Annotated in this window: 23 protein-coding genes; 9 read left to right on the forward strand and 14 right to left on the reverse strand. The window is 74.5% G+C overall.

All coding sequences use genetic code 11. The features are described 5' to 3' along the window. Positions 1-46 precede the first annotated feature (46 nt). Complete coding sequence (locus AB0B83_RS00080; protein WP_357576237.1) at positions 47-574, reverse strand: 2'-5' RNA ligase family protein; 528 nt, start codon at positions 572-574, stop codon at positions 47-49. Between the two features lie 113 nt (positions 575-687). Here AB0B83_RS00080 and AB0B83_RS00085 point away from each other — a divergent pair, with 113 nt between their 5' ends. Then, complete coding sequence (locus AB0B83_RS00085; protein WP_357576238.1) at positions 688-2,484, forward strand: DEAD/DEAH box helicase; 1,797 nt, start codon at positions 688-690, stop codon at positions 2,482-2,484. 65 nt (positions 2,485-2,549) lie between these two features. On the opposite strand, the gene lon is transcribed toward AB0B83_RS00085, so the two are convergent. From lon to AB0B83_RS00110, 5 genes are all read right to left on the reverse strand, one after another. Then, positions 2,550-4,880, reverse strand: a complete 2,331-nt coding sequence (gene lon / locus AB0B83_RS00090; RefSeq protein ID WP_357576239.1) for an endopeptidase La — start codon at positions 4,878-4,880, stop codon at positions 2,550-2,552. 38 nt (positions 4,881-4,918) lie between these two features. Beyond that, a complete protein-coding gene (locus AB0B83_RS00095) occupies positions 4,919-5,176 on the reverse strand; it encodes a hypothetical protein (protein WP_311411187.1) in 258 nt (85 codons plus the stop codon). Positions 5,177-5,198: 22 nt separating this feature from the next. After that, a complete protein-coding gene (locus AB0B83_RS00100; RefSeq protein ID WP_357576240.1) occupies positions 5,199-6,305 on the reverse strand; it encodes a putative manganese transporter in 1,107 nt (368 codons plus the stop codon). A 67-nt stretch (positions 6,306-6,372) separates the two neighbouring features. After that, positions 6,373-7,242 carry a manganese catalase family protein gene (locus AB0B83_RS00105; protein ID WP_357576241.1) on the reverse strand — a complete coding sequence of 290 codons (870 nt, stop codon included), beginning with the start codon at positions 7,240-7,242 and terminating at the stop codon, positions 6,373-6,375. An 86-nt stretch (positions 7,243-7,328) separates the two neighbouring features. Beyond that, positions 7,329-8,060, reverse strand: coding sequence for a HAMP domain-containing sensor histidine kinase (locus tag AB0B83_RS00110; RefSeq protein WP_357576242.1), 732 nt, complete (start codon positions 8,058-8,060; stop codon positions 7,329-7,331). A gap of 58 nt (positions 8,061-8,118) precedes the next feature. Here AB0B83_RS00110 and AB0B83_RS00115 point away from each other — a divergent pair, with 58 nt between their 5' ends. The 3 genes from AB0B83_RS00115 to AB0B83_RS00125 all read left to right on the forward strand — a co-directional run bounded on the left by AB0B83_RS00115 (position 8,119) and on the right by AB0B83_RS00125 (position 10,812). Next, on the forward strand, positions 8,119-8,760 hold the full coding sequence (locus AB0B83_RS00115) for a response regulator transcription factor (protein ID WP_357576243.1): 642 nt from the start codon (positions 8,119-8,121) through the stop codon (positions 8,758-8,760). Positions 8,761-8,896: 136 nt separating this feature from the next. Then, positions 8,897-9,244 carry an Lsr2 family protein gene (locus AB0B83_RS00120; protein WP_132234604.1) on the forward strand — a complete coding sequence of 116 codons (348 nt, stop codon included), beginning with the start codon at positions 8,897-8,899 and terminating at the stop codon, positions 9,242-9,244. Between the two features lie 317 nt (positions 9,245-9,561). After that, on the forward strand, positions 9,562-10,812 hold the full coding sequence (locus AB0B83_RS00125; RefSeq protein WP_357576244.1) for an MFS transporter: 1,251 nt from the start codon (positions 9,562-9,564) through the stop codon (positions 10,810-10,812). A gap of 52 nt (positions 10,813-10,864) precedes the next feature. On the opposite strand, the gene AB0B83_RS00130 is transcribed toward AB0B83_RS00125, so the two are convergent. Together AB0B83_RS00130 and AB0B83_RS00135 are read right to left on the reverse strand one after the other, a co-directional pair. After that, positions 10,865-12,088 (reverse strand): hypothetical protein, encoded by a 1,224-nt coding sequence (locus AB0B83_RS00130; protein ID WP_357576245.1) that lies wholly within the window; start codon positions 12,086-12,088, stop codon positions 10,865-10,867. 302 nt (positions 12,089-12,390) lie between these two features. Then, positions 12,391-13,275, reverse strand: a complete 885-nt coding sequence (locus tag AB0B83_RS00135; RefSeq protein ID WP_357576246.1) for a hypothetical protein — start codon at positions 13,273-13,275, stop codon at positions 12,391-12,393. 151 nt (positions 13,276-13,426) lie between these two features. Between AB0B83_RS00135 and AB0B83_RS00140 the strand changes: the two genes are divergently transcribed. Then, complete coding sequence (locus AB0B83_RS00140; protein ID WP_357576247.1) at positions 13,427-13,993, forward strand: GNAT family N-acetyltransferase; 567 nt, start codon at positions 13,427-13,429, stop codon at positions 13,991-13,993. A gap of 19 nt (positions 13,994-14,012) precedes the next feature. On the opposite strand, the gene AB0B83_RS00145 is transcribed toward AB0B83_RS00140, so the two are convergent. Beyond that, a complete protein-coding gene (locus AB0B83_RS00145) occupies positions 14,013-14,885 on the reverse strand; it encodes a phytanoyl-CoA dioxygenase family protein (RefSeq protein WP_357576248.1) in 873 nt (290 codons plus the stop codon). Positions 14,886-15,029: 144 nt separating this feature from the next. Between AB0B83_RS00145 and AB0B83_RS00150 the strand changes: the two genes are divergently transcribed. Further along, positions 15,030-15,758, forward strand: coding sequence for a helical backbone metal receptor (locus tag AB0B83_RS00150; RefSeq protein WP_357576249.1), 729 nt, complete (start codon positions 15,030-15,032; stop codon positions 15,756-15,758). A gap of 25 nt (positions 15,759-15,783) precedes the next feature. Here AB0B83_RS00150 and AB0B83_RS00155 read toward each other — a convergent pair whose 3' ends face one another. After that, positions 15,784-16,710 (reverse strand): TerC family protein, encoded by a 927-nt coding sequence (locus AB0B83_RS00155; RefSeq protein ID WP_357576398.1) that lies wholly within the window; start codon positions 16,708-16,710, stop codon positions 15,784-15,786. 379 nt (positions 16,711-17,089) lie between these two features. Then, complete coding sequence (locus tag AB0B83_RS00160) at positions 17,090-17,788, reverse strand: CBS domain-containing protein (RefSeq protein ID WP_357576250.1); 699 nt, start codon at positions 17,786-17,788, stop codon at positions 17,090-17,092. A 214-nt stretch (positions 17,789-18,002) separates the two neighbouring features. Between AB0B83_RS00160 and AB0B83_RS00165 the strand changes: the two genes are divergently transcribed. Next, positions 18,003-18,578, forward strand: a complete 576-nt coding sequence (locus AB0B83_RS00165; RefSeq protein WP_357576251.1) for a hypothetical protein — start codon at positions 18,003-18,005, stop codon at positions 18,576-18,578. 191 nt (positions 18,579-18,769) lie between these two features. Further along, complete coding sequence (locus tag AB0B83_RS00170) at positions 18,770-19,162, forward strand: FKBP-type peptidyl-prolyl cis-trans isomerase (RefSeq protein ID WP_357576252.1); 393 nt, start codon at positions 18,770-18,772, stop codon at positions 19,160-19,162. A gap of 228 nt (positions 19,163-19,390) precedes the next feature. Here the strand turns inward: AB0B83_RS00170 and AB0B83_RS00175 are convergent, their stop codons facing one another. Further along, entirely contained in the window at positions 19,391-19,741 is a 351-nt protein-coding gene (locus tag AB0B83_RS00175; RefSeq protein WP_357576253.1) for an STAS domain-containing protein, read from the reverse strand. A gap of 153 nt (positions 19,742-19,894) precedes the next feature. Between AB0B83_RS00175 and AB0B83_RS00180 the strand changes: the two genes are divergently transcribed. Then, the gene (locus AB0B83_RS00180; protein WP_357576254.1) at positions 19,895-20,914 is read left to right on the forward strand and encodes an SMP-30/gluconolactonase/LRE family protein; all 1,020 of its coding nucleotides are present in this window, start codon (positions 19,895-19,897) and stop codon (positions 20,912-20,914) included. A gap of 166 nt (positions 20,915-21,080) precedes the next feature. Here the strand turns inward: AB0B83_RS00180 and AB0B83_RS00185 are convergent, their stop codons facing one another. Both AB0B83_RS00185 and AB0B83_RS00190 read right to left on the reverse strand, forming a co-directional pair. Continuing rightward, a complete protein-coding gene (locus AB0B83_RS00185; protein WP_357576255.1) occupies positions 21,081-22,346 on the reverse strand; it encodes an Ig-like domain-containing protein in 1,266 nt (421 codons plus the stop codon). 339 nt (positions 22,347-22,685) lie between these two features. Beyond that, complete coding sequence (locus tag AB0B83_RS00190; RefSeq protein WP_357576399.1) at positions 22,686-24,335, reverse strand: right-handed parallel beta-helix repeat-containing protein; 1,650 nt, start codon at positions 24,333-24,335, stop codon at positions 22,686-22,688. Between the last annotated feature and the right edge of the window lie 128 nt (positions 24,336-24,463).

Here is a 24,463-nt window from a genome sequence, read left to right on the forward strand (position 1 = left end):
CCCTCACCGTCCGGTGGGGGCCCGACCCGTTCCAGGCGCCCGGCGGTCACGTGCGGCGGTCGGCGCCGCCCAGCGGGCTGACCGTCCGGCTCTGTCCGTCGTAGCTGCGCCCCGCGACGAAGGCCCCGTCGGGGCGGTCGACGCCCGCCACCGCGCGGGCCAGCCGGCGGTCGGCGTCGCGGAAGCGCAGCGCCAAGCTCAGGTGCGGGCGCCAGTGCCCCGGCGCGTGCCAGGGACGCTGTCCCGGGGCTGCGGCGAGGACGTCCCACACCGACGCGTGCAGGGCGGTCAGCTCCGGCGACGGCTGCACCAGCCACACCAGCGGGGCGCTGCCGTCGAGCACCGCGATCCGGTCCAGCCGCACGGGCAGCGGCAGCGCCGCGTCGAACAGGTCGGCCAGCCGCCGCTGCGCGCCGGGCGGGAACTCGTCGACCGCGGCGAGGGTCAGGTGCGGCCGGTTCGTCGGGTGGGCGTTGCGGGCCAGGCTGGGCAACCCCACCGCGGCCAGCCGCTCCCAGGCGCCGCGCACGGCGGCCTCCAGGTCGGGCGAGCAGACCAGTTCGACCGTACGCACGCCGCCAGGCTAGCCCGCCGGAGCACGGCGACGGGCGCCCGCCGGACCCGCGCGGGTGCTCGTTGTGCCGGTCGGCGAAACGGCGTCGCGGCGGTGATGAAAAGCTTGACGGCATGAGTTCCGCACCCGTACGGCACGACCCGCCCACCGAGCCCGGCCCCGACGCCCTCGACGACACGACCGCCTTCGCGGACCTCGGACTACGCGCCGAGTTGCTGGGCGCGCTGAACGCCCTCGGCTACGAGGAGCCCACTCCGATCCAGCGGGAGGCCATCCCACCCCTGCTGGCCGGTCGGGACCTGCTGGGCCAGGCCGCGACGGGTACGGGCAAGACGGCCGCCTTCGCGCTGCCGCTGTTGCAGCGGATGCCCGACGACCGGCCCGGCGGCGCCCCGGTGGCGCTCGTGCTGGTGCCCACCCGTGAGCTCGCGGTGCAGGTCTCCGAGGCGTTCCACCGCTACGGCAAGGACCTGGGCGCGCGGGTGCTGCCGATCTACGGCGGGCAGCCGATCGGCCGGCAGCTGCGCGCCCTGGACCTCGGCGTCGACGTCGTGGTCGCCACCCCGGGCCGCGCGCTGGACCACATCGCCCGGGGCACGCTCGACCTGGGCTCCCTGGCCACGGTGGTGCTCGACGAGGCCGACGAGATGCTCGACATGGGCTTCGCCGAGGACATCGAGGCGATCCTGGAGCACGCGCCGGAGCAGCGCCAGACGGTGCTCTTCTCGGCGACGATGCCGGCGCGCATCGACGGGCTGGCCCGCAAGCACCTGACCGACCCGGTACGCATCCTCATCGCCCGCGAGCAGCCGGTGGCCGGCGAGGCGCCCCGGGTGCGGCAGAGCGCGTACATCGTCGCCCGGGCGCACAAGCCGGCGGCGCTGGGTCGGGTGCTGGACGTCGAGTCCCCCACGGCGGCGATCGTCTTCTGCCGCAGCCGCGAGGAGGTCGACCGGCTCACCGAGACCATGAACGGCCGGGGCTACCGGGCCGAGGCGCTGCACGGCGGGATGAGCCAGGAGCAGCGCGACCGGGTGATGGGCCGGCTACGCACGGGCACCGCGGACCTGCTGGTGGCCACCGACGTGGCCGCCCGCGGCCTGGACGTCGAGCAGCTCACCCACGTGGTCAACTACGACGTCCCGTCGGCCCCCGAGTCGTACGTGCACCGCATCGGCCGGGTCGGCCGGGCCGGGCGGGAGGGCGTGGCGATCACCCTCGCCGAACCGCGCGAGCACCGGATGCTCAAGACCATCGAGCGGGTCACCGGCCAGCGCATCGCCATCGACAAGATCCCGACGGTGGCGGACATGCGCACCCGGCGGTTGGAGCTGACCCAGGGCGCCCTGCGGGAGAGCCTGCTGGAGGACGACCTCGACCCGTACCGGGCGATCGTCGAGTCGTTGACCGACGAGTTCGACCTGGTGGAGGTGGCCCTCGCGGCGGTGAAGCTGGCGCACGAGGCGACGTCGCCGGGCTCGGACGACGAGGAGGAGATCCCCCAGGTCCCCGTCCGGGGCCCGCGTGAGGGGCGGCCGGAGGCCGGTGGCCGGGGCGAGCGCCGCGGCGGTGCCCGGCCCCGCACCGGCGGCACCACCCAGGTCTTCATCGGGCTGGGCCGGCGCGCCGGGGTCCGCCCGCAGGATCTGGTGGGCGCGATCACCGGCGAGACCGGGGTCAGCGGCCGGGACATCGGCTCGATCGAGATCGCCGACCGGTTCTCGCTGGTGGAGGTGCCCCAGAGCGTCGCCGACGAGGTGATCGCCGGGCTGCGTGGCAGCACCATCAAGGGCCGCAAGGCGACCGTACGCCGGGACCGTGACGGCGACGGCGGCGGCGAGCGCCGCTTCGACGGGGCCGACCGGCGCGAGCGCCGCGACCGGGACTTCGACCGGCGCGACCGCCGCTGACCGCGCACGTCAGGAAGGGCCCCCTGCCATGCACCAGGCGTTGGCAGGGGGCCCTTCCTGACACCTCAGGCGGCGGCGAGCGCCGGGTCGGGGCGGGTGTCGGCGTCGGCCGGGCGCAGCGCCAGGGCGAGCACGTCGGCGACGTCGGCCAGGGTGTGCACGGTCAGCGCCTCCCGGACCTCGGCGGGCAGGTCGTCGAGGTCCGGCTCGTTGCGGGCCGGGATGATCACCTCGGTCAGGCCGGCCCGGTGGGCGGCGAGCAGCTTCTGCTTCACCCCGCCGATGGGCAGCACCCGGCCGGAGAGGGTCACCTCGCCGGTCATCCCGAACTCGGGCCGCACCGGCCGGCCGCTGGCCAGCGACGCGAGGGCGGTGACCATGGTGATGCCGGCGCTGGGGCCGTCCTTGGGCACCGCGCCCGCCGGCACGTGCAGGTGGATCCGCCGGCCGGCGAGGGCGTTCGGGTCGAGTCCGAGCCGGCGCCCGTTGGAGCGCAGGTACGACAGCGCGATGTGCGCCGACTCCTTCATGACGTCGCCGAGCTGGCCGGTCAGGGTCAGCCCCGGCTCGCCCTCCATGCTGGTGGCCTCGATGAAGAGCACGTCGCCGCCCGCGCCGGTGACGGCCAGGCCGGTGGCCACGCCGGGCACCGCCGTCCGCTCCGCCGATTCCGGGGTGAACTTCGGCCGCCCGAGGTAGGTGGCGAGGTTGCCGGTGTCGACGCGGACCGGCGCCGGGTCGGTCGCCAGGGCCACCGCGACCTTGCGCAGGATCTTCGCCAGCGCCCGTTCGAGCTGCCGTACGCCGGCCTCCCGGGTGTACTCGCCCGCGATCCGGGCGAGGGCGTCGTCGGCGACGGTGATCTCCTCGGCGGTGAGCCCGGCCCGTTCCCGCTGCCGTGGCAGCAGGTGGTCCCGGGCGATGGCGACCTTCTCCTCCTCCGTGTACCCGTCGAGGGTGACCAGCTCCATCCGGTCCAGCAGCGGGCCGGGGATGGCCTCCACCACGTTGGCGGTGGCCAGGAAGAGCACGTCGGAGAGGTCGAGGTCGACCTCGAGGTAGTGGTCGCGGAAGGTGTGGTTCTGCGCCGGGTCGAGCACCTCGAGCAGGGCGGCGGCCGGGTCGCCGGAGTAGCCGGCGGCGAGCTTGTCGACCTCGTCGAGCAGCACGACCGGGTTCATCGAGCCGGCCTCGCGCAGGGCGCGCACGATGCGGCCGGGCAGCGCACCGACGTAGGTGCGCCGGTGGCCGCGGATCTCGGCCTCGTCGCGGACACCACCAAGGGACACCCGGACGAAGTTGCGGCCGAGCGCGCGGGCGACCGACTCGCCGAGGCTGGTCTTGCCGACGCCGGGCGGGCCGGCGAGGGCGAGCACCGCGCCGGAGCCCCGGCCGCCGACGACGCCGAGGTTGCGCTCGGCCCGCCGGTTGCGCACGGCGAGGTACTCCAGGACGCGGTCCTTCACGTCGGCCAGGCCGGCGTGGTCGGCGTCGAGCACGGCGCGGGCCGCGGCCAGGTCGGTGTCATCCTCGGTACGGGTGCCCCACGGCATCTCCAGCACCGTGTCGAGCCAGGTCCGGATCCAGCCCGCCTCCGGGGAGGCGTCGCTGGCGCGTTCCAGCTTGCCGACCTCGCGCAGCGCCGCCTCGCGGACCTTGTCGGGCAGGTCTGCAGTCTCCACGCGGGCCCGGTAGTCGGCGGAGCCGTCCGGCTCGTCCTCGCCGAGTTCCTTGCGGATGGCGGAGAGCTGCTGGCGCAGCAGGAACTCCCGCTGGGACTTCTCCAGCCCCTCGCGGACGTCGGTGCTGATCTGCTCGGCGATCTCCTGCTCGGCCAGGTGGTCCTTCACCCAGCCGACGAGCAGTTCCAGCCGGGCGGTGACGTCCGGCGCGGCGAGCAGCTCGGTCTTCTGGGCGAGGCTGAGCCAGGAGACGTAGCCGGCCGAGTCGGCCAGTTCGGAGAGGTCGGTCATCCGCTCGATGGCGTCGATGACCTGCCAGGCGCCGCGCTGCTGGAGCACGGACGTCATGAGGGCGCGGTACTCGCGGGCGAGTTCGCGGGCCCGGCCGGCGGGGGCGGGTTCGTCGAGTTCGGTCGCCTCGACCCAGAGGGCGGCGCCGGGCCCGGGTACGCCGGAGCCGATCCGGGCGCGGGACAGGCCGCGGATGACGGCGGCCGGTTCGCCGCTGGGCAGCCGGCCGACCTTCTCGATGGTGGCGACCGCGCCGACGGGGCCGTACTCGCCGTCGAGGCGGGGCACGGCGAGCAGCTTGCCCTCGCCGGTGGCGCGGGCCGCGTCGACGGCGGCCTGGGTGGTCGGGTCGAGGGTCACCGGGATGACCATGCCGGGCAGGAGCACGGCGTCGGTCAGGGGAAGTACCGGGAGAGTTGCCATCGAACACCTGCTATCGCGTTGAGTTGAGCGTGTCCAACTCAAGTAACAAATCGTTCCCCTTGTTCCGGGCTGTGACCCAGGCCACCTCCGCGCGTGGGACGGCGCTGCGGACGCAGCAGCTCGCGCGCCAGGCCGGCGCCCCCGGCGGCCGCCACGGCGAGCGGGATCGCCAGGCAGGTCAGCGCCAGTGCGGCGACGGTCCAGCCCGGCAGGCCGGCCACCGCGGCGACGCCGGTCAGCACGGCGAAGGCGAGGAGCTTGCGACGGGTGCGGGCGATCGGGATCGCGACGGACATCGGGATCTCCCTCCGTACGGGATCAGAGCAGGACGAGCAGGGCGGCGCCGACGGCTGCCGCCGGCACGGTGGTGACGACGGTGGCGAGCGCCGCCGAGTGCCGGCGCAGCGCGGCGAGCGGGATAAGCGCGTCGCCGTCCTGGCTGATCGCGTTGGCGACCAGGGTGGGCAGCGGCAGGCCGCCGCTGACGTACAGGCCGGTGAAGACGATCTGCACCGCGCACCCGGGGATGAGGCCGATGCCGGCGCCGACCAGTACGCCGACGAGCCCGGTGAGGGCGAGCTGGGAGCCGTCGAAGCCCGTCGTGGTGGTCACCACCTGCCAGCCCAGGTACGCCACGGCCACCCAGACGGTGACGAAGGACGCCTCGTGCGCGCTGTGCCGCAGCGTCTCCCGCAGCGAGCGGGGCTGCGCGGTCTCCAGGCTGTCGTCGGCCAGCTTCCCGCGCCCTCCGGCGAAGATCAGCGCCGCGGTGAGCGTGCCGAGCACCCCCAGCGCCAGGTACGGGTCGACGCCCCCGAAGGAGCGGGTCAGTGCGCCCGGGTCGACCAGTTGGAAGACCACCGGCACCGACACCGCGAACGCCGGCGTGGTCAGCCCCCAGAACGCCGTGGACGCCGGCACCCGGGGCAGCAGCCCGCCGAGCAGCCGCCGCGAGCCGGCGAGGTCCGGCCCGCCCGCGGCGGCCAGGCCGACCGGGGCGGGCGCGGCGGCGACCCGGTGGTTGACCGCGCGGGCCGGGTCGATGCCGAGCGCGTCGACGACGTAGCCGGTCACCAGGCCGACCGCGAAGAGCAGCGCGTGGATCTTGAGGGCGAACACGGGGTTCCAGGCGAGCACCACCCACGACGAGTCCCCCATGGTGGCCGCCAGGGCGGCGACCACGGTGCCGAAGGAGACCTTCCCCCGGGCGTACAGCGGCATCAGGATGATCGCCCCGCCGCAGCCGGGGCTGACGCCCAGCAGGGCGCCGACCAGCGGACCGAGCCGGGGCCGGCTGGTGAGCCCGTCGGTGACCCGGTCGCCGTGGCGCCAGCGCAGCCAGCCGAAGAGCGCCACCATGACGGCGACGTAGACACCCACCTGCATGAACGCGTCCGCGAGCGGGCGGAGCACGAGTTCGGTCACGGCACACCTCCTCCGGTACGGCGCCGCCGGGCCGTCCGCCGCTCGCGGACGACCCGGCGCGACGGCGTCAGGTGAGCTTGCTCTTGACCTTGTTGACGGCGCTCTTGGCGAGGCCCGGGTTCGTGCCGTAGAGCCGCGGGTCGCCGGGCGGCAGGACCGGCTCGGGCGCGTGCGCGCGCGGGCTGTGGTCGTAGCGGAACTCGCCCTTGCCGTCGGGCGCCGGCCCGGACGCCCAGCGCCCCTCCGACGCGTCGGTGCCCGGCGAGAAGTCCAGGTACGTGTAGCTGAACTGCTCGGTGAACTCCTTGGAGTCCGGAAATGCGTCGGGCACCGGCATCTCCTCCAGGCCGTCCTCCTTGAGCTGCTCGATGGCCGCCATCCACATGTTCTGGTGCATGGTGTCGCGGGCCAGCAGGAAACGGAGCATGTTCTTGACCCCGGGGTCGTCGGTCATGTTGAACAGCCGGGCCACCTGGAGCCGGCCCTGCGCCTCGGCGGTGACGTTGAGCTGGAAGTCCGCCATCAGGTTGCCGCTGGCGGTGATGAAGTTGCCGTTCCAGGGCACGCCGGCGCTGTCCACCGGCAGCGCTCCGCCGCCGCCGTGGATGAAGTGCGCCGGGTTCGACCCGCCGTAGATCGCGCCCACCATCGGGTTGTCGGCGGCGGCCTCCTGCAACGACAGCGGCGCGTTCTCCAGCAGCCGGGTGATCATCGTGGCGATCATCTCGACGTGGCCCATCTCCTCGGTGCCGACGTCGAGGAAGAGGTCCTTGTACTTGCCCGGCAGGCGGCAGTTCCAGCCCTGGTAGAGGTACTGGTTGGCGACGGTCATCTCGCCCCACTTGCCGCCCAGGACCTCCTGGAGCCGGCGGGCGAACGCGGCGTCCGGGCCGTCCGGCTTGGCCTCGAACTGCAGATCCTTCATGTGGCTGAACACGTGTCCTCCTCGGTGCCGGTCGGGCTGTCACCGAGGCGGTTCCCGCGACGGCCGGCCCTATCGGGCCAACCGGCGGCCCGACGGGGTCAACCTGTCGCCGGGAACGCGGGCAGCACCACCTCGAGGGCCACCCCGCGCGGTCGCAGCCGGTGCAGGCGCAGCCGTCCGCCGTCGGCGGCGAGCAGCCGCCGGACGATCCACAGCCCCAACCCGGAGGCCCCGGCGGCGGGAGCGGGCCGGCGCAGCGCCTCGACGAGGGGTGGGTCGACCCGCCCCTCGTCGGTGACGACGATGCGCAGACCGCAGCGGCCGAGCGCGGCGTGGATGCCGACGCGCCCCTCGGCCGGACCGTGCCGCAGCGCGTTCTCCACCAGGTTGGTCACCACCTGCCGGGTCCGGCGCCGCGGCACCGGGCAGCCCCCGGCCCGCCGCGTCACCCCGGTCAGCCGCCGGTGCGGGGGCACGAGGGCCGCCGCACCACGCAGGACCTGCGCCAACGGCGCCGCCGGGTCCGCCGCCGGGGCGAGGGCCCCGGTGCCGGCGGCGGCGTCCCGCAGCAGGCCCTGCAGGTGTACGGCCTGCTCGTGGGCCAGTGCCGTGATGGCGCGCCGGTCGTCGCCGGTGAGCGGGAGCCGCTCGTCGGCGAGCGCCCGGGTGAGCGAGGTGAGGGCGCTGACCGGGGTGCGGAACTCGTGGCAGAGCACGCGCAGCAGCAGTTCCGGGTCGGTGTCCAGGGCCGCCGGGTCGGCCGGACCGGGTTCGGGCCCCGCCCACCGGAGCAGCCGCAACGGTCCCCGCCCCCCGTGCCGTCCGCGCATCCGCCCGACCTCCCTCGTTCGGCCGCATGATCGGTACCCGCTCGGGAACGGACCAGGCATGCCCGCTCCCCCCGTCGTCCGGTTGGCCGTCGTGGACGACCACCCGCTGTTCGTCCGCGGGCTGGAACTGCTGCTGCCGGCCACCACCGACGGGCGGGCCGAGGTGGTGGGCTCCACCGGCGACGCGTCGGCCGCCGCCTCGCTGGTCAGCCGCTGCCTGCCCGACCTGGCGCTTGTCGACCTGCACATGCCGCCCCCGGGCGGGATCCGGGCCGTGGCAGCGATCCGGCGCACCACACCCCGGGTGCGGGTGGTCGCCATGTCGGGCGCGGAGGACCCGGCCCCCGCCCTGGAGGCGCTGCGCGCCGGCGCCGAGGCCTTCCTGCCCAAGACCGCCGAGCCGGAGGAGCTGCTGCCCCCGCTGCTGGCCGTCCTCGACGGCTGGGCGGTGCTGCCGGGGCATCTGCTCCGTGCGCTGCTGCGTCCCGGCCGGGCGGCCCCGGTCGATCTGGACGACGAGGAACGGGCGATGCTCCGGGCCATCGCGGCGGGTCGCAGCACCGTCGAGATCGCCGAACGGATGCACGTCTCGGAACGCACCGTAAAGCGGATGACGGCCGCGCTGCTGCGAAAGTTGCGGGTCTCCACCCGCGCCGAGGCGGCGGCGCTCGCCGGCCACGCCGGTCTGCTCGGCGACTGACCCCGGGCTTTGCGTCGAGCCGTTTTCCCGCCATAACGCGACGCGCCGAAATGAGGACGACGCGCATTGTTGCGGATTAGCCCTGGGATACGTCAAACTTTGACCACACCCCGCCCCACACAGGGAGTAATTGACGATGGCGAGAAAAGTAATCACGGTCCTGACCGACGACCTCGACGGTGGAAAGGCCGACCGGACCGTCGAGTTCAGTCTGGACGGCGTGGCCTACACCATCGACGTCTCCGACGAGAACGCGGGCGTGCTGCGCAAGGCCCTCGACCCGTACATCAACGCTGGCCGGCGGATCGGTCGCGGAACCGCCGACACCGGGCGGGCACCTCGGCGGGCAGGCACGCCGGGCGGCTCGGGAATGGACCGCGAGCAGAACCGGGCCATCCGGGAATGGGCTACCAAGAACGGCTACAAGATTTCCGAGCGCGGCCGCATCCCGGTCGAGGTCGTGGAGGCGTACAAGAACCGCTGACCGGCACCGGGCTCACGCTCGGGCTGGTGCGGGGTCACGCTGAGGAATCAGCGCGGCCCCGCCGGTCTTTTCCCACGGCGATCCATTCGCACGACCCGCACCCGTCGGCGGGCCCATTCCCGGCCCGCCACGATTGCACTTCGACCATCGCCGGGTCGCCGGGTCGCTTCGGATCGGCCGACAACGGCCCGTTCACCGCCCGGCGAGCGTGATCATCGCCACGATCACCCCGGCACGCAGCCGGGACGCCGCACTTCCCGAGTGTAATGAGCGACAGCTTTGTCGAGCATTACCGGTGCGGATCTCGGGGGTGGCGGATGGCGCGATGGTGGAGCCAGACGGCCGGGGGGTTGCCCCGCGTCTTCTGGTACCTCTGGTCGGCCACGCTGATCAACCGGCTGGGCAGCTTCGTCGCCATCTACCTCGGCGTCTACCTGGTGTCGGTACGCGGCCTCAGTCCCGCGTACGCCGGGATCGTGATCGGGTTGCACGGAGCCGGCAGCGCGGCCGGTGGCGTGCTCGGCGGGATCGTCGCGGACCGGTGGGGGCGGCGGCCCGCCATGCTGACCGGAAACGTGGCCGCCGCGGCGGCGGCGCTGGCGCTGGGCCTGAGCGGGCACCCCGCGGCGATCGCGGCCCTCACCCTGCTGCTCGGGCTCTGCCTGGGCGTCGCCCGGCCGGCCTTCACGGCGACCGTCATCGACGTGGTGGGCGAACGGGACCGCCTGCGCGCGCTGACGCTGAACTACTGGGCGATCAACATCGGGTTCGCCGTCGCCGCGACCGTGGCCGGCCTGCTGGTCCGGGTCGAGCCGCTGCTGCTGTTCGCGATCAACGCGGCGGTGCTGCTCGGCACCGCCGCGCTGATCGGCCTGACCGTGCCCGAGTCGCGCCCCGCCCCGGTGCCCGTCGCGCAGGTCGCCCGCGTCGACTCCGGCGGGCTCGGCACCGTGCTGCGGGACCGGGTCTTCCTGACCTTCACGGCCCTCACCGGGTTGGCCTGGCTCTGCATCGAGAGCAGCGCGATGCTGCCGGTGGCATTGCAGGCCGACGGGCTGCCGGCGTCGGCGTTCGGGCCGGTCATCGCGGTCAACGGCCTGATGATCGTGCTGGGGCAGCTCTTCGTGCCCCGCCTGATCGGCCGCTTCGACAGGTCCCGCACCGTCGCCGTGGCCGTCGTGGTGATCGGCGCCGGCTTCGCCCTGACCGCGCTGGCCGACGCAGTCTGGTTCTACGCGCTCACGGTGGGCGTCTGGACGCTCGGCGAGATGCTGATGACCCCGTCGAACTCGGCGCTGACCGCCGACCTGGCACCGGCCGCCCAGCGCGGCCGCTACCAGGGCGTCTACTCGCTCGGTCACGCCTTCGCCAGCTTCGCCGGGCCGACGCTGGGCGGCCTGGTCGCCGCCCGGTTCTCCACCGACGTCCTCTGGCTGGGGCTGTTCGGGCTGGCCCTGCTGGTGGCCGCCGGCAACCTCCTGGCGGTGCGGCCCCGGGCCCGACGGATCACCGCCCTGCGGGCCGCCGCAGCGCCCGCCGCCCCGCGCAAGGCCGCAGCGCTGGCCTGAACGCACCGCTGGCGGGGCCGCCGGGTGCGCCCGGACGGCCCCGCAGCGGTCGTCAGCCGACCTGGATGCGCACCACGTCGAAGGCCGGCGTCTGGTTGGCCCGCTCCATCATCGGCACCCGGTGCGAGCCGTCGCCGGCCCAGACCGCGCACTGGGCGGTGCCGGATCCGGGCAGCCCGGGGATCTGGATGGTCACGTCGTCGGGCTCGGCGCCACCACGGCTGTCCTCGGTGGCGACGAAGAACGCCGGCACCTCCTGCGGCGGCGGCGGCTGCCGGAGGCTGTCCAGCATCCGGCAGGCGGTGTGGAAGTGGCCCCGCACCAGTCCCTGCTCGTTGAGCAGCGAGCTCTCCACGTAGTACCCGCCCTGCCCGGCGGCCAGGAAGCGGTCCCGTACGAGGTTGCGGGTGGAGACCCGGAGGGTGAACGGCTGGTTCGCCCCGACCCGGTCCGGGAACTCGGTGATCAGCAGCGACGGATTGTCGGCCGCGGGCCCCACCTCGCCGAACGCGGTGCTGACGCAGCGGTTGCCGTTCTGGAAACCGTCGTGCGGCTGCAACCGGCTGTCCTCGCAGTCGTTAGCGATCACTCCCAGCCCGGCACCGGGCCCACCATTGCCGCCGCCGTTGTTACCACCACCGTTGTTGCCGCCGCCGTTGTTGCCGCCGGTCGGCGCCACCTTGCACTCCGCGAGCCGGGCCAGGCCCTGCGGCCGGGGGCCCACCCGGTCGATCGCGATGGTGATGCGCTCCAGCGTCGCCCGGCGCTTGCCGGCCAGCGGCTGGAGGATCGAGGTGCGGACGAACTCCTCGCCCCGCCGGCCCTCGGTGGCCAGCCGCTGGTCCGCCTCGGCGATCTGGGTCTGCAGCAGGCTCAGGTTCCGGTCGACCTCGGCGCGGGCGCGGTCGGGCACCCGCGGCAGCCTGCCGGCCACGTCCGGGCAGGCCACGGCCGAGCCGCCGTTGTCGGCGCCGCCACCCCGCGTCTGCTCGCACTCGGCGACCGACTGCTGCCCGTCCCCCCAGTGGTTGCGCACCCATCGGCCGTCCTGCCAGGTCCGGCTGGTGCCCCGCCCGCTCGGCGCGGTCGCGCCCGGGCTCGGCTCCACGCAGGCGGCGGAGGCCGGCCGGGTGCTGGTCGGCCGCCGGTCCTCGGCCGACGAGATCTGGGTCACGGCGACGATCCCGCCGAAGACCGCGAGCGTGCCGACGACGGCCAGCAGTCGCTTGCTCCGCGCGCCACCGGATGACCGGCGCGCCCGTGTGGACCTGCGCATCGAATTGCTCTCCTTCGCGATCCGGTAGTTGATCTGAGACCTCGGCGGACCGACGGAATTGAGGGGCGCGCCCGACGGGGACCGTCGCGGCGAGCCGGTGGCACGTCGATGACCGACGATGCCCTTTCCGCACCGTCTTCCGCGCCGCGTGGCGCGGTCGGGGAGATCCTGTCCGTTCCCGCAGGAGTACGGGACGGCCCGCGCGAAGGTTCAACGCGATTCCGGGAATCCGGACGGGGCCATGGCGCCGAGCGGTGACGTGCGCCGGGCCGGCGAGCGGTGGCGCTTTGGAGAAGGGCGGGTCAGTCCGCGCAGAGGTGGGCGAACGCGAAGCCGCCCGTCATCTCGTCGTGCCGGGACTCCAGCCCCCGGATCTCGGCGAGCAACCCGTCCCAGGGCGTCAGGACCGCCTCGGCGGCGTCCAGCGCGCGCAGCCGCTCCCCGACGGCCACCGCCGCCAGGTCCTCGGCCAGCCGCCCCGGATCCACCCCGGCGGAGATGCGCTGCGGGTGCACCGTCACCCGCTCCACCAGGCAGGCGTCGGGGCGCACCCGTACCCAGCTCCACCCCTCGGCGGGCCCGCCCGTCCAGTGCACGTGCAGCCCCCGCACGATCGGGTCGGCCAGCCGCCGCGACACGTACGCCTCGACGGCGGCGGCCCGGGCCAGGGCGCCGAGGTCGTTGACGTGCCCGGTCCGCCCGTCGGGCAGCCGACCGAGGATGTCGCGGAAGCCGACCGGGGGCACCCCCGTGTCGTCGGGCTCCCCCGCGCCGAGGGCCGCGTACGCGCGCGCGTCGATCACGTACGCCACGATCCGGCGTCCGTGCTCCCCGGCCCGCAGCGTCGGCGAGCCGATCCGCAGCACCGCCAGGCCGACCGCCTCGGCGACCGCGTTCTTCAGCCGCTCGACCCGCTGCGCGGCGGAGCCGGGGGCCGCGACGGGGCCGACCTCGACGGCGAAGACCGGCCGGGCCGTGTCGGCGGCGCAGACGACGAGGTCGTAGCCCTCCCGGCTGGCCGTGCTCCACTGGTTGCCGGTGACGCCCGGCGGACGCCCCTGCACCAGTTCGCCGAGCCGGCGGGGACCGTGCACGAGCTGGCCGCCCCGGGCGAGCAGCGGGCCGCGCCCACCGTCCCCGGCGACCGCGCGCAGCCAGGAGCCGCCCCCACCACCGGTGCTCGTCATCCGCCTGATCCGTCCGTCCCGCCGACCGAGGCCGACGCGTCGGCCGGGGCGAGTCTAGGCGGTCGATCATGACCGGCGCGCCGGTGGTGCCCCCGGGCCGTCGGCCCGCAATTCGCTTGAGGTCACCCGCCCGCGCCGGTGGGATGGGCGGGTGAGCATCTTCCTGGGCACCGAGCGGCTGGTCCTGCGCGAGTTCACCGCCGACGACGCCGACCTGCTCGTCGAGCTGGACGGCGACCCCGAGGTGATGCGGTACCTCACCGGCGGGCGCCCCACCCCGCCGGAGGCGGTCCGGGAGCGCGTCCTGCCCCGGATCCTCGCCCACTACCGGCGGCCGCCGGGACTCGGGTGGTGGGCGGCGCTGGGCCGGGACTCGGGCGACTTCCTGGGCTGGTTCGAGTTCCGCCCGACCCGCGACGGCGACGCCCGCGAGGTGGAGCTGGGCTACCGGCTGCGCCGGTCCGCCTGGGGCGTCGGCCTCGCCACCGAGGGCTGCCGGGCGCTGATCGACGAGGGCTTCACCGCGCTCGGCGTGCAGCGGGTCACCGCGAACACGATGTCCGTCAACGCCGCGTCGCGTCGCGTCATGGAGAAGTCCGGGCTACAGCTCGTGCGGACGTACGTCGGGGACTGGCCGGAGCTGATCGACGGGGCGGAGCACGGCGAGGTGGAGTACGCGCTGACCCGGCAGCGGTGGCTGCGCCGCGACGCCGACTAGGCCCGGCGCGAGCCGGCTGTCACTCCGCGCCCATCACCAGGCCCTCGATTGTGTGCTTCTGCCGGATCGGCGTCAGGGCGTCGACCACCGGGCAGGGCAGGTGGGCGCGCACCTGCTCGGGCAGGCCCGCCCAGTATCCCCGGGTCACCGCCATGTCGTGGTGCGCGGCGTTGCCCGCTCCCGGCGCGTCGACGCCGAGCACTAGCACCGGGCGGGGCAGGGTGGAGACGTTCGGCGTGCCGCGGTGGATGGTCAGCGCGGACCGGGCGGAGATGTCGCCGCGCCGCGGATACTTGCGGACGGCCCGTTGCGCGTAGCGGGGGTGGCGCTCCCTGGGCGGGAACATCTGGTGCGCGAAGTCGCGCCCGTCGTCCCACTGGGTGCCCGGGGCGATCTCGAACGGACCCATCTCCTCCACGGTGTCCACCGTGGTCAGGTTGAAGGCCAGCGAGGTCAGCCGCCGCTGCCGGCGGGTGTCCTCCGGCATCGGGAAGTCCCGGTGCCACGGCTGCATGGCCGCGCCGGGAAACGGGATGTCGAAACCGAGCTCGACGATCTGGTAGTCGGCCCCGAGCACGGCCCGGCACACCGAGACCACCCACGGGTGGGTCACCAGGTCGACAAAGCCGCGCAGCTGCTCGGGGTGGATCTCCACGTACCACCGCTGCGGGCCGCGGCCGACCGCGCCGTCGGGGCGGGAGCGGGCCTCCCGGAAGGCGGCCTCGACGTCCTCGCCGACCCGGTCCACCCAGTCCACGGCGAAGGCGCCCCGGCACGCGGTGATGCCGTCCCGGTAGAGGTCGCCGAGCGCCGCCAGCGGAACCTCCTCGCCCTCGACGGGGGCGACGGGCTGGTCGGTGCGCGGCGCGGGCGCGGTGGAGTGGGACCTCATCGAACCTCCTGACGGGACCAGCCGAGTATTACAACGTTGTAGAGACGCCGCAAGAGAGGCCCGGGCCGCCATCCCCGCCCCGGGTCGGGGCATGATCGACCGGTACGCCGGTGGTCGGCGCACGGGACCGGGGAGGTACGCGGGGTGCGGGTCGTTTCGCTGGTGCCGTCGCTGACCGAGGCCGTCGCCCTGACCCTGCCGGGTCTGCTGGTCGGCGCCACCGACTGGTGCACCCACCCGGCCGGGCTGGACGTGGCGCGGGTCGGCGGGAGCAAGTACCCGGACCTGGACCGGGTACTTGCGCTGCGCCCCGACCTGGTCCTGCTCAACGTCGAGGAGAACCGCCGCGAGGACGCCGACGCGCTGACCGCCGCCGGCGTGCCGGTGCGGGTGACCTATCCGCGTACCGTCGACGAGGCGCTGACCGAGCTGGGGGACCTGCTCCGCGACCTGGGCGCCCCGGCCGAACCGGAGTGGCTCGCCGAGGCCCGCCGGGCGTGGGCCGGGCTGCCCACCGCCCGGCCGTCCCGCCGGGCGGTGGTGCCGGTCTGGCGGCGACCGTGGGTGGTGCTGGGCGCCGACACCTTCGCCGGTGACGTGCTGCGCCGGCTCGGCGTCACCAACGCGTACGCCGACGACGTCGAGCGCTATCCCCGGCCGGGCCTCGACGCGCTGCGTGCCCGCGCGCCGCAGCTGGTGGTGCTGCCCGACGAGCCGTACCGCTTCACCGCCGACGACGGGCCGGAGGCGTTCCCCGGCGTCCCCTGCGCCCTGCTCTCCGGCAGGCACCTGACCTGGTACGGCCCGTCGCTCGCCGAAGCGCCCGCCGTGCTCTCCGCCCAGCTCGTCGACCCGGTCGTGCGGCCGGGCTGACCGCCGCCGCCCCCACCGCGACCGGTCACCCGCCCGCCCGCCGGCGCCGTTCCCGACGGGCGTCGACCACGCTCCACCCGATCGCGACCGACAGCGTCAGCACCACCACCGCGAGAGTCGACCAGACCGGCAGCTTCCCGACCGGCGTCTCGGCCAGGATCAGCTTCGCCCCGGCGAAGGCCAGCAGGAAGGCCAGCCCGTACCGCAGGTAGCCGAAGTGGCGCAGCAGCCCCGCCAGGCAGAAGTAGAGGCTGCGCAGGCCGAGCACGGCGAACGCGGTCGCCGTCCAGACGAGGAACGTGTCGGTGGTGATGGCCAGGATCGCCGCCACCGAGTCGATCGCGAAGACCACGTCGGTGGCCTCGATCGCGACCAGCGCCACCAGCAGCAGGGTGGCCCTGCGCCGGCCGTCGACCCGGAGGGTGAACCGGCCGCCGTGGTAGCCCGGCTCCGTGGGCACCAGCCGCCGGAACGCCCGCACCACGACGTTGCGGTCGGGGTCGACGTCCGGCTCGCCGCGTACCGCGAGTCGCCACCCCGTCCAGATGAGGAAGGCGCCGAGCACGACGCCGGCCCAGGTCAGCCGCTCCAGCAGTTCGGCGCCGGCGAAGATGAAGGCCAGCCGGAACGCGAGCGCGCCGACGACCCCCCAGAAGAGCACCTTGTGCTGGTACGCGGCCGGCACCCGGAAGTACCCGAACAGCAGCGCGAAGACGAAGACGTTGTCGACGGAGAGCGCCTTCTCCAGCAGGTAGCCGGAGAAGTACGCCACGGCCGGCTCGCCGCCCCGCCACAGCCAGACGACCAGGCCGAAGGTGAGCCCCGCGGTGATCCAGACGCCGCTCCACAGCAGCGCCTCACGCAGCTCGATGACGTGGTTGTCGCGGTGGGAGAGCAGGTCCACGGCGAGCATGACGGCGATGACCGCGCCCACCGCCGCCCAGGCCCACAGGGGTGCCGCGAACGTCGCCTCGTCCACCCGGCGTCCTCCGCATCCCCGACGGCGGCTCCGCTCCCGACGCGCGGCCCGGGCCGGCTCGCGTGGTCCCCGACGGCCTGCGGCGCGGACACGCCCCCGGCGGCCTGCGGCGCGGGTGCGCCCCCAGCGGCCCGGCGGCGGGCCCGGCCGGCGGGCGCGGAGCGCGTCCCGATCCCGAGCCTAGGCGAGCCGCCCACCGGCCGGCGGCGGTCCGGGCAAGTCGATGCCGTCGACGGGACGGTTCGATGCCCCGGCGGGCCGGACGGTTCGCGCCACCGACAGGCCCGGCCCGTCCGGGCTTCAGGCCCGCCCGGCCCGCGGGGATGTCAGGCGGGCCGGGCAGGCCCGGACGTCAGGCCACCGGGGCGATCCGGGCCGGGTCCAGATCGGCGAGCGCGGTGTCGTCGACGTCGTAGGCGAGGGTGCTGGTCACCCGGACCACGCCGCTGACCTGCCCCGCGAGCCGGCCCGCCAGCTCGACGGCGCTGCGCCGGTCCAACCGGCCGTCGAGCGTCACCTCGCCCCCACGCACCCGGACGGTGACCAGCCCGTCCCGCACCGCGAGCACCCGGCGCAGCACCTCCTGCACCACGTCCTCGCGGATCTCCGCGTCGGTGCGCAGGTGCACCCGCAGCAGGTCACCGCGCGTGACGATGCCGACGAGGCGACCCAGGTCGTCGAGCACCGGCAGCCGCTTGACCGACTCCCGGTCCATCTGCCGGGCTGCGGCGGAGATCGTCGCCTCCGGCCAGGTCGCCACCGCCGGGGCGGTCATCAGGTCACGCGCCAGCAGCGCCTCGGCCTTCTCCCGGGCGGTGCGGCGTCGTCGCCCCTCGAAGACCCGCCGCTCGTCCGGGTGGCCGGCCCGCTCGACCTTGTGCAACAGGTCCGACTCGGAGACCACGCCGAGGACCCGACGGAAGCCGTCCACCACGGGCACCCCGCTGATGCCCCGCCGGACCAACGCGTCGACGATCTCCCGGTAGGGGGTCTCCTCCCCCACCGTCGTGACCTCCCGGGTCATCACGTCGCCCACCTGCCACGTCCTCATCACGACCTCCCTGTCGTTTCCCACCGCGACGCTACGGCCGCGGCGGGCCGCCCGGTCAGGGCCGCCGGACCGGACCGGCACGGCCGTACGGACCGGTGCGGAAGGGGTCCAAGGTCCCGGTCCGGTGGGGCCCGGTCGGCCCTGCCCGCCCGGCGCCGGCGGGCGTCCAATGGAGATGCCACCGGAAAGCGCGGTGCCAGGCACACGAAGGGACGTGGAGACAATGGCCGCGACGATCGAGCGCACCACCGCCAGGAACGACGCTGCGGTGGCGGAGACCCGGCACGTCGGCGAGACCCCCAGGGAACGGGCCGCCCGGTACGTCTTCGCCGGCATCCGGATCGCCCTCGGGTGGACCTTCCTCTGGGCGTTCCTGGACAAGGTCTTCGGTCTGGGGTTCGCCACCGAGGCGAAGAACGCCTGGATCAACGGCGGCAGCCCCACCAAGGGCTTCCTGACCTTCGGCGCGGCCGGCCCGTTCGCGGACTTCTACCAGGGCATCGCCGGGGCCGCCTGGGCGGACGTGCTCTTCATGGCCGGCCTGGCTGCGATCGGCGTCGCGCTGCTGCTCGGCATCGGGATGCGGATCGCCGCCGTCGCGGGAGCGGTGCTCTACGTGATGATGTGGACGGTCGTCCTGCCTCCCGAGAACAACCCCTTCATGGACGAGCACCTGATCAACGCGGCGCTGCTGGTCGGTCTCGCACTGGTCAACGCCGGCGCGACCCTCGGCCTGGGCGCGACGTGGGCGAAGCTCCCGATCGTGCGGCGGTTCCCCTGGCTGCGGTGACCCGGCGCGGCACCTCCCCCTCGGCGGGCGTCACCACCGGTGACGCCCGCTTCGGCGTGCCCACCACGTCTCGTCGTCGCCCCGGGGGCCGGCCGCGACGCGTGCGCCGGGACCGCCATGCATCGGTCGGACGCCATCGGGCAGGATCTCGGGTGACGGACATCAGGACCGAAACGGTAGGAGACTCCCGAATGAACCAGGCAGCAGGCGCCCGCTCGGGCAAGCCCGAGGTGGGTCCGATCGAGGGCGCGCCGCCCGCCGACCTCGTCGTCGAGGACATCACCGTCGGCGAGGGGCCGGAGGCCCAGCCGGGGCAGCTGGCCAGCGTCCACTACGTGGGGGTCGCGCACTCCAACGGTCGCGAGTTCGACTCCTCGTGGAACCGGGGTGACGCGTTCGAGTTCCAGCTCGGCGCTGGTCACGTCATCTCCGGCTGGGACCGGGGCGTCGTGGGCATGCGGGTCGGCGGCCGGCGCCGCCTGACCATCCCGCCGCACCTGGGCTACGGCGACCGGGGCGCCGCCGGCGTCATCAAGCCGGGCGAGACCCTGGTCTTCGTCGTCGACCTGCTCGGCGTCCGCTGAGCGGAGGATGACCCACTGGGCGGGCAGGCACCGCCGGGCGGGGGATGATCCCTCCGAACGGACGGTGCACCGCTCGAGTGGACGGCGAACCGCTTGGCCACGGGCCGGTGCGGACGGTGGACGACGCCGTCGGCACCGGCCCGCTGCCAACGTCAAATGGACTGGCTGGGCGGGCTCCCGGTCGAGGCGCTGCACGCCACCGCGCCCCTGGGCCTCGGGCGCCGGAGGTCAGCAGGGCACCAGCTCCCGGTCGGCGCACGGGTCCACGATCGGGATGACCCGGTGCAGGCCGGTGGCCCGCAGGACCCGCTCGACCACCGGGTCGGGGCGGACCAGCACCAGCTCACCGCCCTGGGCGCGCATGCGCAGGTGCGCGGCGACCAACGCCCGCACCCCGGCCGCGGAGAGCAGGCGGACGCCGGAGAGATCCAGCCGGAGCACGGGCCGGGCCGGGGCGGCCCAGAGCGCGGAGCGGAACGCGGCGACCGTGGCGATGTCGACCTCGCCGGTCGCCCGCACCTCCACCTCGTGGTCGGCCACGGTGATGTCCACGTGGAGCCGGTCGTCGCGCTGTCCCATGCGACGAACCTATCCCCCGCCACCGACAATTCCGCCCTGCTGAGGGACCGGATCCGGGTACGCCCAGGGTCATACCCCGAGACTCCCGGATCCCCCTCAGGGATGACGCGACGAGGGCCTGCGGGCTGCACATCGGCGGGCGAGAATGAGCCGATGGTCGCTCCCCGCCGCCGCGCGCCCCGGCTGATCCGCCCCGTCCGCGAGCCCGCCACGGTCCCGCCGCCGCTCGACGGGCCGTGGACGCCCGCCGACCGGCGGCTCGACTCGGTGGAGCTGCTGCCGCTGCCCGACGGGGTGTCCGGCCCGGAGGACGTGGTCGTCGACCCGTCCGGCCGGGTGGTCAGCGGGACGGAGGACGGCCGGCTCTGGTGGTGGCCGGTCGACGCGCCCCCCGGCACCCGGCCCCGGCCGCTCGCCGACACCGGGGGCCGGCCGCTGGGCGTGGAGGTCGACCCGCTCGACGGCAGCCTCGTGGTCTGCGACGCGTACCGGGGGCTGCTGCGGGTGACCGGCGACGGTGCGGTGCGCGAGCTGGGCGGCCTCGGGGCCAGGGCGAACCTGGCCGACAACGCCACCGTCGCCCGCGACGGCACGGTCTACTTCACCGACTCGTCCGACCGCTTCCCGCTCTCGCACTGGAAGCTGGACCTGCTGGAACACCGGCCCAACGGTCGGGTGCTGGCGTACGACCCGCGCAGCGGGCGCACCGACGTCGTCCGCGCCGGGTTCTACTTCCCCAACGGGCTCGCGCTCACCCCGGACGAGTCGGCGCTGATGCTGGTCGAGACCGCCGCCCATCGGCTGGTGCGGGTCGCGCTGGCCGACGGCGCGGTCACCGTGCTGGCCGACCTGCCGGCGTACCCGGACAACCTGACCCCGGTGGGCGACGGGACGTACTGGATCGCGTTGCCCAGCCCCCGCGTGCCGGTGGTGGAGCGGCTGTTGCCCCACCCCCGGCTGCGGCAGCTGGTGGCGGTGCTGCCGGCGGCGGTGCAGCCGAAGCCGCTGCGCTACGGCCTGGTGGCCCTCGTCGACGGCGAGGGGCGGGTGCTGCGGACCCTGCACGGCCCGCGCGGGACCTACGACATGGTCACCGGCGTCCGCCAGCACGGCAACCACCTGTGGCTGGGCAGCCTCACGGGCCCCGGCGTGGCCCGGGTGCCGCTGGGCTGAGCCTCGACGCCGGACGGGGTCGGCGGGAAACGCCCCGGTGCGACCGCCGCGCCAGGGGACCGGCGCGCACGACGGGGTCGGCGGGAAACGCTTCGGTCCGATCGACACCCGGGGGACCGGCCCCGCGTGGCGGCGGACCGGTCCCCCGGGTGTGCGTACGGTCGGATCAGCCGCCGCGGACGGACGGCGCCGGCGCCGGCGAGCCCCCGGCCACCGCGCCGGGGTGCGGCACGGCCGACGGGGACGGCCGCAGCCCGGCCGGCACGGGCAGCGCGCTGCCCTTGACGAACTCGTCCCAGCTGACGTTCCAGGCCGTCCAGCCGTTGCCCTCGGTCAGCTCGACCTCAGTGCCCTTGATGGTGACCAGGTCGCCGACCTGGGTGACGCCCATCAGCCAGTCCGCGGCCTCGTTGGAGACGTTGGTGCAGCCGTGCGAGACGTTGGTGTTTCCCTGGTCCCCCACCGACCACGGCGCCGCGTGGATGAACTCGCCGCCCCAGGTGAGCCGTTGGGCGTCCTCGACGTCGACCACGTAGGGGTCGGCCGAGCCCCGGGTGTCGAACGTCGTGAACTGGTGCTTCTCCATGATCACCATCTTGCCGCTGGAGGTCGGCGTGCTCGGCTTGCCCATGCTGACCGGGATCTTGCGAACCACCTTGCCGTCGCGCAGCACGGACATCTGCTTGGTCGCGTTGTCGATCTCCAGGGCCACCTGCCGGCCGATCTTCGACGTGGCCGTGCGGTCGGAGTCGCCGACCCGGTCCTTGCCGATGGGCAGGCCCTCCAGCCCGGCCCGGACGCTGATGCGGGTCCCCGGGCGCCAGAAATCGGGGGCCCGGTAATAGGCCTGACTGCCGTCGGACACCCAAGACCAGGCGCCCGGCTGCGGCGGATCCGTCTTCACGAACAATCGGCGCTGCACGTCGTCCCTGGCCTCTTTCGGAATGGGTGGGTCGAACGCCACGGTCACCGGCATCGCGGTGCCGTACGTCCGATCACCGGCGAAGTACAACGTGCTGGTGATTTCCGGTTTCGTCGATTTCGGCATCGTGGTGAAGGTGGTCTTCCGGGTCGTCGTCGTGCCCGAGTCGCCCGTGGCGGTCACCTCCGCGGTGTAGGTGCGCCGCGGCTTCAGGGGCGCCTTCGGCACCCAGCCCGAGCCGTCCTCCCGGGGCTCCGCCGCGACCTGCGCGCCCTTGTCGTCGGTGATTCGCACGGCGGTGACCTTCCCGTTCCTGACCGCGGTCCCCACCTCGGCGGTGATCGGCACCTCGCGGGCGCGGTCGGTGGGCGTCACGGTCAGCTCCGGCGCCGCCGCCTGCCCCTCGGCCGGCCGGGCACCCGGCTTGCGGTCGGCGGTGCACCCGCCGAGGGCCAACGGCGTGGCCGCGATGGTCACGGCCAGCACCGTCAGTCGCCGCCTCAACTCCATGATGCGTCCCCCCGTTGTCTGGTGTCCTCAGCCACATTCTCTCCACGCCGCGCCGGATGGACGCGCAATTTCCACGGAATTGCGAAAGCAATTATGGGAAGCATTTCCCGCACTGCACGGAAAAGGGCCGCACGCGCCGGTTTCCGGGTCCGTCCGGAATCGTCCGGCGCGCCCACCGGCCGCCCCCTGACTCCCGCCGCGTCCCGGTTCGGGCCACCGCGTCGTCGGTGTCGGCGCACAGCCGTCCCGCACCCGCGATCCGGGCGGCGAGGCGACGGGTGCGGCACGACACGACCGGCGCGCCGCCGCCGACGGGGCCGGCCGCCCGGCCGGTCGTCGTCAGCCGTGGTTGCGTTCCCACCGGCCGCCGACCGGTGGGGTGTCCAGCCGGACGGCGGAGTCCGCGTTGCCGGCGAAGTCGTTGTCCTCGACCCGGCAGTCCACGCAGCTGCCCTGCTCGGTGATCCACAGTCCGTGGTTCTGGGTGCTCGGCTCGCGGCTGTCCCAGATCCGGTTCCCCCGGATGGTGGCCGACTCGACGGCGGCGTTGATCGCGATGCCGGCCCGCACCGGCGGCCCGGCGGGCAGCTCGTACGGGGTGCCCGGCGCCGGAGTGCCTCCGCTCCATGCGCTCGGGGAGTCCGGCCGGATCGGCGCGAGGGTGAGCTCGGTGTCGTCGTTGGCCGCTACCACGGCGATGCGCTCGTCGACCCGCACCACCTTGCCCCGGTGACCGTCGTTCGGCCAGGTCGCCCGCCGGTCCACCACCGACTTCTCGGAGTACCGCACCGAGTCGCCGTGTGCGCTCGTCGCGGGCGCCCACTGCCGCCCGTTGTTCCGGATCCGGTTGGCGACCAGGAAGGCGTCGCGGACCGGACGGTCGATGCGGATGGCGTCGGCGCTGTTGCCGTAGAAGTCGTTGCTCTCGATGACGATCTCCTCGGCGACGTGCTCCTCGGACCCGCCGAGGTTGCGCTGGTGGTAGCCGTACCGGCCGTTGCCGCTGATCCGGTTGCCGCGGATCGTGTACGGACCGGGGGTGTTGCCGATGCTCACCCCGTCGCGCAGGTTGCCGTCGATCACGCAGTCGGTGAGGATGCCGCCCCGGCCGGCGGTGTGCGTGGTGCCCTTCGCCGAGACGTGGAAGCCCGCCTCCAGGTTGCCGGTCATGGTGCACGCGGAGACGATCAGGCCGTTCGCGCCCCAGTCGGAGATGCCGAAGCGGTTGCCCTGGGCGTGGCAGCCGATGATCCGTACGCCCCGTGGGCGCAGGTGGTCCGCCTCCTGCAACTCCAGGAAGATGCCGTTGGTGGCGTTGGCCACCGCGCTGCAGTTGACGATGTTGAACCGCTCGACGCTGCCCCAGCCGCCGATGCCGATGCCGATGCCCGCGCCACCCATCTCGGTGCCGTTGTCCAGCCGCCCGCACCCGGTGACCAGCACCCCGTCGATCAGGCAGTCCTGGAGGAAGTCGCAGCCCAGGCCGGTGGCGGCGGTGTGGTGGATGTACAGGTTGCGGAACACGCCGCGGACGACGTACTGGAGGCCGAGGCCCTTGGCCAGCGGGTTGTAGTCCGCGGACGCCACCTCCGAGCCGTCGATCTCGAAGTCGGCGAAGGTGCAGTCGGACAGGTTCCGGTTCCGGCTGGCGCCGTGCTGGAGGGTGGTGTAGAACGCCAGCGGCGACGGGTCGGCCCGGTTGCCGGCGTTGCTGAGCACGAAACGGGTCGCGCCCGGTCCCGCGCCCATGAGCGACACCCCGCTGCGCCACACGGTGCCCGAGTCCCGCATCGAGTAGACCCCGGGCGGGCAGTAGATGATCCGGGCCCGGCCGTCGGCGGCGTACGCGTCGCCGAGCCGGTCCACCAGCGCGGCGAGCGCCGGCTGGTCGTTGGCCGTCCCGTCGCCGACCAGGCCGTGCTCCCGGGCGTCGCAGAGCAGCGGGGCGCCGGCCACCGCGTGCCGGCGCACGCCGCCGGCGGAGGGCATGTCCGGATAGGCCACCTCGTCCTCCCCTCGGCGAGACTGCCCGGCCCGCATTCCCGGCCCGGCTGCCGGGAAACGCCTGCCGCGACGGCGACGGTCCCGGCGCCGCCGGGAGGCGGAGCCGGGGCCGT

The sequence above is a fragment of the Micromonospora sp. NPDC049060 genome, assembly GCF_040649055.1.
GTDB lineage: Bacteria > Actinomycetota > Actinomycetes > Mycobacteriales > Micromonosporaceae > Micromonospora > Micromonospora reichwaldensis.